The organism is Microbulbifer sp. CAU 1566 (assembly GCF_023156515.1).
Classification (GTDB): domain Bacteria; phylum Pseudomonadota; class Gammaproteobacteria; order Pseudomonadales; family Cellvibrionaceae; genus Microbulbifer.
This window is the reverse complement of sequence record NZ_JALNMG010000007.1, coordinates 135,997-149,053: the sequence shown is the minus strand read 5'-3', so window position 1 is coordinate 149,053 and position 13,057 is coordinate 135,997. Positions and strand designations below refer to the sequence as shown.

Sequence of the window (13,057 nt, the reverse complement as noted above, 5' to 3'; positions counted from 1 at the left end):
CACCAGACCAGCTTCAAAGCCCCACCTCTGTTATTCGCCCTGATAATACTCCGGCGCCAGGTCATCAAACCGGGTGTACTTACCCACAAAGGCCGCGCGACAGGTGCCAATCTCACCGTTCCGCTGCTTGCCAATAATCAACTCCGCCATGCCCTTGTCCGGGCTGTCCTCGTTGTAATACTCATCGCGGTAGATAAACAGAATCACATCCGCATCCTGCTCGATCGCCCCCGATTCCCGCAGGTCCGAGTTCATCGGCCGCTTGTTCGGGCGCTGCTCCACCCCCCGGTTCAACTGCGACAACGCAATCACCGGACACTCATATTCTTTCGCCAGCGCCTTCAAAGAGCGGGAAATCTCCGAAATTTCCTGGGTACGACCCTCGGTGCTGCCCTTCACCTGCATCAACTGCAGGTAATCCACCATCACCATCGCCGGTAAAGCGCGGCGCTCCGCATCCTCGCGCGACAGCTTCGGATCCTGCTGCATCAGCTTGTTGGTGTGGTCGCGCACCGTGCGCTTCACCCGCGCGCGCACCTCAGAAGGTGACAGCCCCGGGGTGTCATCGATGTACAGGCCCTTGCCCTTCATCTTCTGCACCGCACTGGACAGCTTCGGCCAGTCTTCCTCCTGCAACTTGCCGTTACGGATACGACCCTGATCGATCTTGCCGATGGACGACAGCATCCGCATCACCAGACTGTCCGACGGCATCTCCATACTGAAGACCAGAGTTGGCCTTTCCTGGCTGAGCATGGCCGCTTCAACGAAATTCAGTGCCAGCGCGGTTTTCCCCATGGAGGGGCGCGCGGCGAGAATGATCATCTCCCCCGGCTGCCAACCAGAAGTACGCTGGTCCAGCTCGGTGAGACCGGTACTGAGGCCAGTGAGGTCACCCTCAGATTTGAACAGCTCGTCGATACGCTCGACGGTCTTTTTCAGCAGCGAATCGACACCGACAAAGCCGCCCTCTTTGGCGCGTCCCTCGGCAATCTCGGCTACCCGGCGTTCGGCCATCTGCAGCAGGTCCGCAGAACCCAAACCACCGGGATTGAAGCTGGTGCGGCTGATCTCACCGGCGGCGGCAATCAGCTGGCGCAGCATGGAGCGCTCGCGCACGATCTTGGCGTAGGCGACGATGTTGGCTGCGGAAGGGGTGTTTTCTGCCAGCTCCGCCAGATACGCGGGGCCACCGATGTCCGCCAGCAAATCCCGGCTGGCGAGCCCCTCGGCGAGGGTGACGATGTCCAGCGGCTGCTCGCCACTGGAGAGTTGCAGCATCACCCCAAAAATGGTGCGGTGACTGGCTACAAAGAAATCTTCTTCACTCAACTGCTCCGCCACCGCGTCCAGGCGCGAGGCATCCAGCATCAGACCACCGAGGACCGACTGCTCCGCCTCAACCGAGTGCGGCAGCGGTGAGCTGGTTTGAGTCTCTTGGGTATCTTCTTCCGGGGGAGCGTATTCGTTCATTTTGGGGCGCTATTGCAGTTTTACCGGGCGCAGAGACCATTTACAGGGCTCAGAAACAAGTCAGGCGCTGAACTCCCAAATCCACAACGGGGGGAATCCAACGCCTGATTGTGCGCGGCTCGACGGCAAAGAGGCAACCCCTTTACCGCCAATCGCAAAATTGATGCAAAAGCTTATTCGGCTTCTACAACAACCTTAACGGTGGTGATCACGTCGGAGTGCAGCTGCACGTCCACATCGAACTCACCTACTTCACGCAGAGCGCCTTCCGGCAGCTTCACTTCTGCCTTGCTGACTGCTACGCCGGCCGCAGTGATCGCTTCAGCGATGTCACGCGTGCCGATAGAGCCGAACAGCTTGCCTTCGTCACCAGCGTTGGCAGCGATGGTTACTACCACTTCCGCCAGCTTGGTTGCGCGGCTTTCAGCTTCGCTCAGCTTGGCTGCAGCAGCTGCTTCCAGCTCAGCGCGCTTGGCTTCGAACTCAGCAACGTTTGCTGCGTTGGCCAGTACGGCTTTACCGGTAGGCAGCAGGAAGTTGCGGCCGAAACCCGCTTTAACGTCAACGCGGTCGCCCACGTTGCCCAATTTACCTACTTTGTCGAGCAGAATAACTTCCATCTCGGAACCCTCAGTTTCAGTTCTTGTGCGCCGCTCAGCGGTTGTCGCTCGAGCGCGCGCGAATATCAATCCAGCTATCGATCAGTGCCAGTCCGCACAGGAATCCTGCCAGCGGCAAGGCGGCGATCACCAGGGTTATATACATGGCAATCAGGGGTCCACGACCCCAGCCCTTGCGGGCGACCAGCCAGTGCACCAGGCAGATACCGGCCACCATCATCGGGAAGGCCGCCACCGCGCCCCAAAACACAAAGTGCTCGTTGACGAGGCAGTATACCCACAACAGCATACCGGCAGCCGCAAGCGGCAACGGCATGCGCAGGGCGTGCATCTCCTGCTGCAGACCACCGGGGTTATACAGCAGTGACTGCCACCAGCGTCCCAGCAACAGTGCCAGAACCGCGCTGATTACAGACACCCAGGTCAGGTAACCCGTGGCCTGCACCTCGCTGGCAAATGCCTGGCTCAGCTGCTGCGCCTCGGGGGTATCCGCCCCACCGGCTGCCTCGTTGATCGCCTGTGTCAGGGTTTCAAGCACCCCGCCGGCGGCCTGTGAGGTCACCAGTATGCCCAGTGCCGATACGATGGTCAGTGCGACCAAAGCCCAGCTCCAGGCCCGGGTGGCACGCAGTACCAGCGCTCCAGCCAGCACCCCCACAAAGTGGGTGATTGCCAGGCCCGCCATCAGCGGCGACATATAGCCAGCGCCAGCGGCGGCAACCAGCGGCAGTACTGCCCAGGCCAGAACAAACAGGCCGTCACTACTGCCGCGGCGCAACCCCACCAGTGCGAGCACTGCGGGGCTGATCAGCGGGATTCCCACCAGGGTGAGGATCACCGCGCGCACGCGCGATCGCATGGCAAATTCAGCGATGGCGCGCACTAGATAGCTTCTCTATTTACAACAATGCTTACGAAGCTGATTAAGCTTCGTGGCTGTCCGTGTACGGCAGCAGCGCAATGTAACGCGCGCGCTTGACCGCAGTGGCCAGCTGACGCTGATACTTGGCTTTGGTGCCAGTGATACGGCTCGGTACGATTTTGCCAGTTTCAGAAACGTAGGCTTTCAGGGTATCGAGATCTTTGTAGTCGATACGCTTGGTGCCTTCGGCAGTGAAACGACAGAACTTACGACGACGGAAAAAACGTGCCATCAGATTATCCCCTTACTCTTCGTCTTCGTTGTTGTCGGAAGACGCGGCTTCTTCAGCGCCCTCGGAGGAATCGTCTTCCCTCTCGGCGCGCTCGCGACGCTCAGAGCGCTCTGCGCGCGCTGCTTTGCGCTCGCGGGACTCTTTCTCAGCCTTCATGATCGGGCTTTCTTCGGTGATGGCTTCGTCTTCACGAATCACCAGGTTACGCAGCACCGCATCGTTGTACTTGAAGTTGGTGGTCAGTTCCGCCAGCGCTTCTTCGGTACACTCAACATTCATCAGAATGTAGTGGGCTTTGTGGATTTTGTTGATCGGGTAAGCCAGACGGCGGCGGCCCCAGTCTTCCAGACGGTGAACGTCGCCACCGCTTTCTTTGATGGTCGCAGTGTAGCGCTCGACCATGCCGGGCACCTGCTCGCTCTGGTCCGGATGAACCAGGAATACAATTTCGTAATGACGCATTTTAGCTCCTTACGGGTTAAAACAGCCTCCCGGTAAGTAACTGCCAACTAGCAGTGCCAACCCGGTGAGGCAAGGAGTTCGCAACAAGGCACAAGGGCCTATTGCGGGCGGCGTATTCTATGCGCGCTGACAACTGGTTGCAAGTTGATCAGCCGACATTCCAGAGCCGCGGCCAGCACAGACCCGGATCAAGCCGAAAGAACCAGTATTTGGAGCGAATCGGTCATTGGGCGCGGCCCGCGCCGCTGCCTATATTGCACAGGCGCTCATGCACAGGCGCTCATACAAAGGCGCGCCCCGCCTGCTCTGCGCCCCGGAACACCCGAAATAACCCTCTAAGCAGTACCTAAGTAAACGGCACATGAAACCAGACAGTCACCCCCAACTTTCCCCACCGGCCGTTGACCACCTCCAGTTCGGTGTCTTTTCGGTACCGGTCACCCGCTACCAGGCCATCACCAACAGCACCGATAGCGAGCCTGATGCCGAATCAACGACCGCACCGCTCATTCTGGTCCTGCCTGCCCTCGGGGTGCCCGCCGGTAAATACCGCACCCTGCTGGAAACCCTGGCCCAGCGCGGATGCGACTGCGCTACCTGCGAAATGCCCGGCACCGGCGACAGCCGCCCGCAACCCGGCCGCGGCGCCAACTACGGCTACAGCGACCTGGTGTTCCAGTGGATCCCGCAGCTGCTGGCACACCTGCAACAGCACTATGGCCGCGCACCAACCCTGATTCTCGGCCACAGCATCGGCGGCCAGATCGCGACGCTCGCGGCGCGCGCTGACCTGCTCGGCACCACCCGAGTGGTCAGCGTGGCCTCCGGGCACCTGGATCACCGCAGCTGGCGCGGCCTCAAACGCGTGGGGGTATTGATTGCCGCGCTGGCGGCCCTGGGTAGCACCCGCCTTCTGGGTTATTTCCCCGGACAGACATTGCAGTTCGGCGGCCGCGAGGCCTCACGACTGATGCGGGGCTGGGGGCGCGGCATCATCAGCGGCCGCTTTGCCCCCGAGTACCGGCTGGAAAACGCCACCCCGGAATCCGGGCGTTCCCTGCACATCACCGTACAGGGCGACCCCTTCGCACCGCCGGCGGCAACCGCCAAGCTGGCGGCCCTGGTTGGCGGCGAGACCCGGGAAATCGCCGCCACTCATCCAAAGGGCAATCCGCACCTGAGCTGGATCAAAAACCCTGCGCCGGTACTGGATATGATCCAACCCTGGCTGGCTGCAGCGGCAGCCCCGCTGAAATAGGAAGCAAGACGACCAGGAAGAAATGCGGGTGGGAAGAAGAGTAGAAAGACGAGTAGGAATATGAGTAGGAAGCCAGGCCGACATGCCCTTCGCAAAAAAAATTATGAGGGGTTCAGGCGCCCAGCCGTCATAGGTGTATTGGTCGCAACAATAATGAACAACCAATAATAATAAACCCCAGGGACCCAAGAACAACAAACGGGATCACCTCCGCCGAGGGGCTTTCGCCCCTTCGCTTTTTCTTCCTCCAGCAACGTCACTGCCGCCCCCAGAATGCCAATCAGCTCAGCCCTTCTCAGCTGCAAATTCAGCGCTGCCTGATGTGCGATCCAGCTTGTTGGCCAGTTTCGCCTGATTCGCCAGTTTCCCTGAAAGATAACCCAGCATTTCGTGGGTAACCGGCAGGAACACCCGCGCGTAGATGTCCTCCAGGTCGAGCGGGTAAAAATGCTGATTGACCTGATAGCGTGCGCGCCCACGCAACCTGAACAGGTGCAACATTTTAAAAGCGACCACATCGGCGACCGTGTTTGCCGTTTGCGGACAGTCCAGCACACCTTCGGCCAGCCTGCGTCCGGATAAAATTGCCACAACCCCCGCGTCCTCTCGCAGCAGTTCGTCCAGCACCTGTAGCGCCAACATATCGTAGAGGTCGCCCCGGCCCATGCTCCAGGAAGTATCCGGCGGCTCTCGGGAAGCAAGCGTGGCCAGTGAAAAGGCCTCCGCGGTATCCAGCCCCAGCTGTTGCAGCAGAGTATCCAGCGCAGCGCCAGCAGAGATCGTCGAAGCCAACCCCAGCGACTGCGCCACCTGCGCCTGCCACAGCACATGACCTTTGCGCGCGTAGTAGGCGTAGAGGATGGCATAGCGCTGACGCCGGTATTCCTGCGGGCGCGCCTGCCGCAGGCGCAGGTAGGCACCGCGCGCACTGGCACTGCCCATGGCGATATTCGACAGGATCAGCTCGACACCAAACGCGTGGTGGGCAATGCGTCGCTTGCCACCGCGGCGCAAGGGTTCTTTGCGCCACTGCAGAAAATCAAAGCGCGGCAGACCGGTATTGCCAGCGATCAGCTCTTGCATTCTTTCCAGGTGGCGACTGTCCAGAGCCTCGCCTTGAGGTCCCGGCGCCACATTGTCCCCAAACACCCCCGGCCACTCCAGATTGGTTCCCCAGACCGGGCGGCTATCTGCATCCCCGTGACATTCCACACAAGTGAGGTCATTGCGCACCAGACGCGGCGCCTCGCCGGAAAAATCGAACACGGAAAACTCCCAGCGCCCGCTGTCACCGTGCAATTGCGCCACATCCAGCAGGTCGTATTTGGGGTCATCCGCTTTGGTACCCAGATTCAGTAGAAAGCGGCCATCCGGGCCGAAGAGTACAACCCGCGGATATGTGAGATTGGATTGCCCGGTTGCACGCGTGTGCTCCACCAGGGAAAACCCGTGGCGGTATTCAGCCGGAAAAAATCCGACCAGCTCATCGATGCTGTCAATTTCGCGGGAACGGATGAAATCCCACAGCCCCGACACCGTCATTTCCGGCTCGCCCGCCCGCGGTGGAGGGTCGAAACTATCGATAGCGACCGGCAACGCCAAGGGACTCTCGGGGCAATAAGGCTCCGAGCCTGCAGCGTGACTGGCGGCCGCAACCAGCGTACAGGCGACCGTTAGCAGCCGCGCACACCGGGGAACAAGCGGCTTATTGCCGAGCCGATTCTGCACGCTGTCAGCAATCCTGTTTTTGGCCGCCGTCATACAGCGATAAAACAAACAACCCACGCTCAACATTTCCCCCCAAGACATCGCACCCTAGTTCGCCATCCCATCATCAACCACGCTCCTCAAGAACATCGCGCGCAAGCTGCCGCACACTGACGGCCAAAACTTCGTCGGCGGCAGTCTCCTGCAAAAGGTATTGATTAGTCGCGCCGTCGAATACACAGCGGTAGTGAAATTCCCGGGCGCCGCCCGCCCCCACCACCAGCAGGCTCGCCTGCGCCTGTAGCTCGATGTAATAGCCACTGAGCGGGCAACCTTCGACCCCGCGTGCGAGCATGGTTTGGTCCGGATAGAAAATCGGCCAGGTTGAGACCAGAAACTCCCGGGAAGGAAAACCCGCCGTCGACAGTTCAACCCAGTAGTTGCCGTTGCGGTCCTGAGCGACGGCACGCTGCATAAGCGCCACGAAGTCGCTGCCGCCCATAGGTACAGGCATAGGCACAGACACTGAATCGACTTGAGGGGCACTTTGCGGCGCGACATTACCCGACACGGGTTCCAGCACTGTCCCCTCCGACATGCGCGCGGGCAAGCGCTCCGGCGAGGCAATCACCGCAACCGGCGGCGCGATGGGATCCAGCGCAGCATGCTGCGCAAACCAAAGCGCCGCCGCGGCACTGAGGCCCACGACGGCAACTGTTATCGACAGGCGGCTCATAACACTAGGCAGCGATTATTTCAGATCGCACACTGGGCCGATGCTGCCTGGGATTCATCCGCGAAACACTGATTGCACTGCTGGGAAAACAGCGGGTGGGACGCCGGGCAGTTGTTTGCCGGCTGAGGCTCAGGTTCGGGCTCAGGCTCAGGCTCAGGTTCGGGTTCCGGCTGCGGTGCCGGGGTGGTCTGGCCATCGCAACCACCGCGATATTCACAATCCTGGGCAGAAACTCCGGGCTGCCAGCTGCGGGTAAATTCCAGCATTGCCGCTTTCACGGACTCATCCAGGTCGCCGGCATATTTATCGATGGCACCGTCTCCCATATACAGACCCACATAGGCCATGATGTCATCGGTGGACAGGCCACAACCGAAATCGGTATTCAACAGCTGCAGTGGGTCTGAACCCTTGGCCTGGCTGGCTTCGTTGCGCGTCACAATGCTGTCGCCATTGGTATTCAGTAAGCGCACCAACTCCTCACCTTTTTCCGCACCGATCAGCGCACTGAAATAGGTCTCTGCATCGGCCACCGACATGCTCGGATTGATCGACGGAACCGCGCCCTGATATCCGGCCAACGCCTGGAAACCATCGTCAATCTCGATGCCCAGGTTGTACTCGATATCAATCATCGCCTCGCGGGCGTTGGCCGGGTCGCTGCAGATACTCGCGTTGCTGACAAAAGTACCCGCGGCATTCAGGCAACCGGTGCCATTACCCACGTAGGTGACACAGACGGTATCGCACCAGGACTGGGTGAACTCCGCACGGCGGCCGGAAATGACATGGGAGGGATTGGTATCACTGTGGCAGGTCTGCGCGCCGCCGCTACTGCTGCCCGAACTGCTGCCACCTGAACTGCTGGAACTGGAGCTGGAGCTGCTGGAACCGCCGGAGCCGCTGCCGGAATCTACCGTACAGCCGGCGGAAGCCGCCTGCGCCTCATCGGTGTAACAGGCACCGCCGCAGGCCAGCGGGTGGCTGGCAGGGCAGGACTGGGCCTGCACCTTCAACCCGAATGAAAACAACACTGCTGCGGCCAGCAACAAGCCGCCGCGCCATGGGTTCAAATTCATCGCATTTTCCTCAAATCGTTTTTTATTATTTCGAGGCATGCACGCTACGGCAGCCCGTAACGATTTGATAGAAAGTCGTTGTGCATCGGCATTAAGGAATCCGCATCATCGCCGATATGGCACAGGATTCATCATTCACCCTCTCAGCAAACGCATCCGTCCGCTCAAAAGACGTAACTAACCCCCAGGCTCATTTCAGTTTTATCGAAATCGTACAGCTCCCGATTTTCACGGTTATCGATGTTTAACAGCTTGCCATCAAGGCTGAGGCGTGGCGTCAACCGATAGCGGGTGGAGACCCAGGATTTGAAGCGATCGGACTCCCGCTCAAACTCCAGCAAATTGCCAGCATCATCGACTACCCGATTCTGCCCACCGTATACGCTATAGCGATACTCAACGCCGGCGCGCAGCTCCCAGCGACTCAGAAAACGCCAGCGCACATCGCTGCCAAATGCGTGTCGCACCGGCGAATAACTGTAGTAGTCCGCGGCCTGCTGAAGATCCTCGCGATCATTGGTGTCGTACAGGTAGTAGATGCCAAAGTCTGCGCCAAATGTCTCGCGGCGCGCGCCCGCAGAAAAGCGCTGGCGCCAGCCGTCCAGGTAGCTGTAGTTGTCGCCACCGGTGTAATAGGCAGGGATATACGACAGCTGCACGCTGGTCGCACCAAAATCCCGCTTTGCACGACCAACGAGCTGCAGCTGCTGACTCACCCTTTCACCCCCAAGGGTTACCCACTCGGCGCCAGCACCGGTTTCCAACGCCCAGTCTCGCCAGTGGATGTCGCGAACCAGTAAAGTGCTGAGACTGGCGAGATTCAAACTATCCAGCTCGCTGTAGCGCCGGGTAAATCCGTAGCCCTGCAACCGCCAGCCATCAGCCTCTGTACCCGCCAGGCGGTACTGCCCCCAGCCAAACAGCTCTAAAAAGTTGTCTTCGCCGACGGCGCCTTCACCCAGCAGCTCCGTCTTTACCGCATAGGGGTTGCCATCCTGACCGCCATTGATACTGGCCATGGCGAGCCAGGGCCGCACCTGTGTCACTGGCTCAACGGCAGGGCTGCCCAGCTGCAGTGCCGCCAGTCGCTGTAATTGTGGAGAAGCCGCGCGCCCACTCACTCGACGAAAAAACTTTGCCGCTAGTAACTGATCTCCCTGCCGTCGCGCCACCAGGCCCAGGTTGTATTCCGCCAGATCGCGCCACTGAGGTTCCGGCACCAGCAGCCAGAAATATTCCGAGGCCTCCGTATAGCGGCCAAGCTTGAACAATGTAACGCCAAGGTTGAACTTGAGTTTGGCACTGTCGTCACCGCTCTGCTCCGCTTCCCGAAATAGCGCCAGAGCCCTGGGGTAGTCGCCGCGCTTGAAAGCACCGGTCGCGCTGGGAAGCTCTTCCGCTGCCAGCCGCGCCGGGCCGAAAACAGAAATCGTAACCAGCATCACCAGCAAAAAAATCAGGTGCATAAATCCGCGCATTCCGTGCCTCTTCGCTTTGCTTAACTTTCTGTCCACCTTTCTGTCCACCTCCCTGCCCGCCATTCTCCGCACCATCCACACGCTCCCTGCGCGGAATCCTTTGCGCTCTTAAATAGCGCCAGCCCGGACGCCCAATAATCGGCATCCGTGTCACCGGTCACACAGAGCAATTAGCCGCCGGTGCCATCCGTCGTATCACTCACCGGCTCGCTGGCGACGTCGCCGCGCAAAGAATCCAGCAGCGTATCGACATCGCCCATACTGCCGCGCGCCTCTTCCGGCAGCACACCCAGGATGTCCTGCATCATCTGCTCGATCATGCCCTGCATTTCGGCATTGGTGAGGCCATTTTTAAGCGCCTCTTCCACTGCCTCGCGTGCGGATTCCACCGCTTGCTGCGCCTGCTCATTGGCTGCCAGGGCTGAGTTCTGCGCATTGTTCATCAGCTCTGCCCGGCGCTCAGCCATTTCTGCCAGCATCGCCTCACTGCTTGCCGCACTATCTCCGCTCGGTACCTGGCCTCCCGGCTGCGCCTCGCGCATGGCCTTGATTGCCGCCAGTGCGGCGGCCAGTTTCTGTTCGGCAATCTCGCGCACCTCGTCCGGCAGCTCAATGTTGTTGAGCAGATCCTGGGCGCTCTCGGTGTCTTCGATCACTTGCAGGGTAATATCCAGGTCGGCCATCTCGGCAGCCTCCACTGCGGCTTGCAGATCCGCTTCGGCGGCCATTTCCTGTTGTGCCCACACCACTGAAGACAGCGGCAAGAAACCGGCGAGTAACACAGGGTATAAAACACTGTTACAAGCAGCGGATTTACGGGTTGTGGATTGAATCTTTGACATAGTCCTTTACCTCGATGGATCAAAGTTGCGTCATCGTCTGATTGGTCGGCGGCACCGCGTAGCGCAGGGTTTTTCTGGCTCCTCGGTATTCCACCTCTACCGTTAATTGCCCGGCAGTTTTACGCTCGAAAGCGGGGTCTAGCGTCAGGGGCAGTGTGATTTGATTAGCGCCAGCAGCAATGTCTGTCTGCCATTCCAGCAGCTGCACATCGGCGTACCCCTGGATACGGGCGTGCGCCGGGAGTTGCACTCGTATGATTGCGCCATTCAACGCAACAGGGCTGTCCAGGCGTACCGTCAGTGGCCGAACTCCAGCGGTGCCGACACCCGCGACTACTTCAGATTTGTGGTCAGAACTTGTCAGCAGTGGTGCCAGCCACAGGCCCAGCAATAGGCTTGCGGCCATCGCAGCAGACAGTCGCAACCGGTTCCCTGTCACTTTCTGCGAAGCGATTCGCGCATGGTCGCGATGGGTGAAGACCCTGGCCATCAGCCGCGATTCGAACTCCTCGCCCGGATCCGGCGCAGGTAACGCTCTGAGCGCCTGCTGCAGCTGCTCACTCGATATTTTCGTCCGCATGACTCGCTCCTGCACTCTGATACTCACACTCTCAACACCGATGCACTTGCGCCAGTGCGGGGCGGCGAAAACTCCCCCAGGAGCAAACGCAGTTTTTTGCGTGCCCGGTGCAACCGAGACTTCACCGTGCCCAACTGCAGCGTGAGAATATCCGCGACCTCTTCTGCGGTATAACCCTCAACATCGTGCAGCATCACCACCTCCCGCCAGCCTTCCGGGAGCGCCGATAGGGCCACCGCCAGGCTACGACGCAGATCCAGGCGCGCAAATTCACAGCCACCTGACTCTTCAGCGCCACCTGCGGTGACAATGCATCCATCCACCGTGTCGCAGTCACTGAAAGGTATATGATCGTCCACCGGTGAAGCGCGGCGTCGGCGATACTGATCCACATAGCGGCGATACAAAACCTTCGCCAACCAGGGCCCCAGCCGCTCGATCGCGTCCAGCTCATCCACCTTTGGTAGCAGCCCTAGCATCAGGTCCTGCACCAGGTCCTCGGCTTCCTGCGCACTACCGCACAGGCGGAATGCCACGCGATGCAATTGCCGCAGGTGGGGAAATACCAGCGCAACAAAACGATCTTCCCGCGCACGCCGTCGACTCAGAAACCAGGCCTTCACTACCGCACTCCCTTGCCCTGGAACCGGCGACCACAATTTGCCGGCTTCTGCACCTATACACGAAGCGGGAGACCAAAAGGTTCCCACTCAATTGGAAAAGACTGAAAAAATTAAAGCAGGTAGGGGCGGGCGAGCGCGGGGCGAAACCAGGTACAGGTCTCAAAAAATGCAAAATAAAGGTAGTGAGCTGCCAGTTATTTCCTGGCGTGATTACCCTGAAAAATTGGCACAAAAAAAGCCGGGCGGAGTTTCCGGCCGGCTTTTCTCACTTGCGAAATGTGGGGTGTTCAGCGTGTCCGCTGGCGCACCGCCTCGAACAGGCACACACCCGTGGCGACGGAGACGTTCAGGCTGCTGACCTCCCCCGCCATGGGGATTTTAATCAGGTGATCGCAGTTTTCCCGGGTCAGTCGGCGCAACCCTGGCCCTTCGGCACCCATCACCAGGGCAATGGGGCCGGTCAGTGATGACTGATAGACATCCTGCTCCGCCTCGCCGGCGGCGCCGAAAATCCACACCCCGGCCTGCTGCAGCATTTTCAGGGTTCGCGCCAGATTGGTGACGGTAATAAACGGCAGCACTTCGGCAGCGCCACAGGCGACTTTTCTCGCCGTGGGTGTCAGCCCCGCGGCGTTATCTTTGGGGGCGATGACCGCGTGCACCCCGGCGGCCTCGGCCGAGCGCAGGCAGGCGCCGAGGTTATGGGGGTCGGTAACCCCGTCGAGAATCAGCAGAAATGGCGCTTCGCTTTTGTCTTCCAGTTGCTGCAGCAATGACTTGAGGTACTGCTCGTCGTACACCCGGGTTTCACCGGCACAAATCGCCACCGCGCCCTGGTGATTGCCTTCGTCGGCGACCTTTTCATCCAGTGCCTTGCGATCCACAAAGCGAATGGTGATCTCATTCTGTTCCGCCTGGCGGATAATTTTCTGCAGCTTCTGATCTTTGCGCCCGCGCAGCAACAGCAGTTCCTGTACCTGCTGGGGGGAGCTTTTCAACAGGGCCTGCACCGCGTGCAGGCCGTATACCAATTGCTGGGCCACGG

General features: G+C 59.8%; 14 protein-coding genes. 1 reads left to right on the top strand and 13 read right to left on the bottom strand.

The window, feature by feature from the left end; genetic code table 11:
* Positions 1–30: 30 nt before the first annotated feature.
* The 5 genes from dnaB to rpsF all read right to left on the bottom strand — a co-directional run bounded on the left by dnaB (position 31) and on the right by rpsF (position 3,709).
* Positions 31–1,473 (bottom strand): replicative DNA helicase, encoded by a 1,443-nt coding sequence (gene dnaB, locus M0G74_RS16670; RefSeq protein ID WP_248219736.1) that lies wholly within the window; start codon positions 1,471–1,473, stop codon positions 31–33.
* 173 nt (positions 1,474–1,646) lie between these two features.
* The gene (gene rplI, locus M0G74_RS16665; RefSeq protein WP_160151624.1) at positions 1,647–2,093 is read right to left on the bottom strand and encodes a 50S ribosomal protein L9; all 447 of its coding nucleotides are present in this window, start codon (positions 2,091–2,093) and stop codon (positions 1,647–1,649) included.
* Between the two features lie 34 nt (positions 2,094–2,127).
* Complete coding sequence (locus M0G74_RS16660) at positions 2,128–2,952, bottom strand: hypothetical protein (protein ID WP_248219735.1); 825 nt, start codon at positions 2,950–2,952, stop codon at positions 2,128–2,130.
* A 64-nt stretch (positions 2,953–3,016) separates the two neighbouring features.
* Positions 3,017–3,247, bottom strand: a complete 231-nt coding sequence (rpsR, locus tag M0G74_RS16655) for a 30S ribosomal protein S18 (protein WP_066960629.1) — start codon at positions 3,245–3,247, stop codon at positions 3,017–3,019.
* Between the two features lie 12 nt (positions 3,248–3,259).
* Positions 3,260–3,709 carry a 30S ribosomal protein S6 gene (rpsF, locus tag M0G74_RS16650; RefSeq protein ID WP_160151626.1) on the bottom strand — a complete coding sequence of 150 codons (450 nt, stop codon included), beginning with the start codon at positions 3,707–3,709 and terminating at the stop codon, positions 3,260–3,262.
* Positions 3,710–4,070: 361 nt separating this feature from the next.
* Between rpsF and M0G74_RS16645 the strand changes: the two genes are divergently transcribed.
* Entirely contained in the window at positions 4,071–4,967 is an 897-nt protein-coding gene (locus tag M0G74_RS16645) for an alpha/beta fold hydrolase (RefSeq protein ID WP_248219732.1), read from the top strand.
* Positions 4,968–5,252: 285 nt separating this feature from the next.
* Here M0G74_RS16645 and M0G74_RS16640 read toward each other — a convergent pair whose 3' ends face one another.
* From M0G74_RS16640 to rlmB, 8 genes are all read right to left on the bottom strand, one after another.
* A complete protein-coding gene (locus M0G74_RS16640; protein ID WP_248219731.1) occupies positions 5,253–6,569 on the bottom strand; it encodes a hypothetical protein in 1,317 nt (438 codons plus the stop codon).
* A 232-nt stretch (positions 6,570–6,801) separates the two neighbouring features.
* A complete protein-coding gene (locus M0G74_RS16635; RefSeq protein ID WP_248219729.1) occupies positions 6,802–7,380 on the bottom strand; it encodes a hypothetical protein in 579 nt (192 codons plus the stop codon).
* A gap of 50 nt (positions 7,381–7,430) precedes the next feature.
* Positions 7,431–8,489: a hypothetical protein gene (locus M0G74_RS16630; RefSeq protein ID WP_248219727.1), complete on the bottom strand. Its 1,059-nt coding sequence runs from the start codon at positions 8,487–8,489 to the stop codon at positions 7,431–7,433.
* Positions 8,490–8,653: 164 nt separating this feature from the next.
* Positions 8,654–9,967: a tetratricopeptide repeat protein gene (locus tag M0G74_RS16625; protein ID WP_248219726.1), complete on the bottom strand. Its 1,314-nt coding sequence runs from the start codon at positions 9,965–9,967 to the stop codon at positions 8,654–8,656.
* Positions 9,968–10,137: 170 nt separating this feature from the next.
* Positions 10,138–10,809 (bottom strand): hypothetical protein, encoded by a 672-nt coding sequence (locus M0G74_RS16620; protein WP_248219724.1) that lies wholly within the window; start codon positions 10,807–10,809, stop codon positions 10,138–10,140.
* A gap of 19 nt (positions 10,810–10,828) precedes the next feature.
* Complete coding sequence (locus tag M0G74_RS16615) at positions 10,829–11,389, bottom strand: hypothetical protein (protein ID WP_248219723.1); 561 nt, start codon at positions 11,387–11,389, stop codon at positions 10,829–10,831.
* Between the two features lie 23 nt (positions 11,390–11,412).
* On the bottom strand, positions 11,413–12,012 hold the full coding sequence (locus M0G74_RS16610) for a sigma-70 family RNA polymerase sigma factor (protein ID WP_248219720.1): 600 nt from the start codon (positions 12,010–12,012) through the stop codon (positions 11,413–11,415).
* Between the two features lie 287 nt (positions 12,013–12,299).
* Positions 12,300–13,055, bottom strand: a complete 756-nt coding sequence (gene rlmB / locus M0G74_RS16605; RefSeq protein WP_248219718.1) for a 23S rRNA (guanosine(2251)-2'-O)-methyltransferase RlmB — start codon at positions 13,053–13,055, stop codon at positions 12,300–12,302.
* Positions 13,056–13,057 lie beyond the last annotated feature (2 nt).

What these genes read in the sequence shown, in the direction of transcription:
- M0G74_RS16625 (WP_248219726.1), bottom strand. Translation starts at nt 9,967, where the DNA reads ATGCGCGGATTTATGCACCTGATTTTTTTGCTGGTGATGCTGGTTACG.
- M0G74_RS16660 (WP_248219735.1), bottom strand. Translation starts at nt 2,952, where the DNA reads ATGCGATCGCGCGTGCGCGCGGTGATCCTCACCCTGGTGGGAATCCCG.
- rpsF (WP_160151626.1), bottom strand. Translation starts at nt 3,709, where the DNA reads ATGCGTCATTACGAAATTGTATTCCTGGTTCATCCGGACCAGAGCGAG.
- rpsR (WP_066960629.1), bottom strand. Translation starts at nt 3,247, where the DNA reads ATGGCACGTTTTTTCCGTCGTCGTAAGTTCTGTCGTTTCACTGCCGAA.
- M0G74_RS16630 (WP_248219727.1), bottom strand. Translation starts at nt 8,489, where the DNA reads ATGAATTTGAACCCATGGCGCGGCGGCTTGTTGCTGGCCGCAGCAGTG.
- dnaB (WP_248219736.1), bottom strand. Translation starts at nt 1,473, where the DNA reads ATGAACGAATACGCTCCCCCGGAAGAAGATACCCAAGAGACTCAAACC.
- M0G74_RS16645 (WP_248219732.1), top strand. Translation starts at nt 4,071, where the DNA reads ATGAAACCAGACAGTCACCCCCAACTTTCCCCACCGGCCGTTGACCAC.
- M0G74_RS16615 (WP_248219723.1), bottom strand. Translation starts at nt 11,389, where the DNA reads ATGCGGACGAAAATATCGAGTGAGCAGCTGCAGCAGGCGCTCAGAGCG.
- rplI (WP_160151624.1), bottom strand. Translation starts at nt 2,093, where the DNA reads ATGGAAGTTATTCTGCTCGACAAAGTAGGTAAATTGGGCAACGTGGGC.
- M0G74_RS16620 (WP_248219724.1), bottom strand. Translation starts at nt 10,809, where the DNA reads ATGTCAAAGATTCAATCCACAACCCGTAAATCCGCTGCTTGTAACAGT.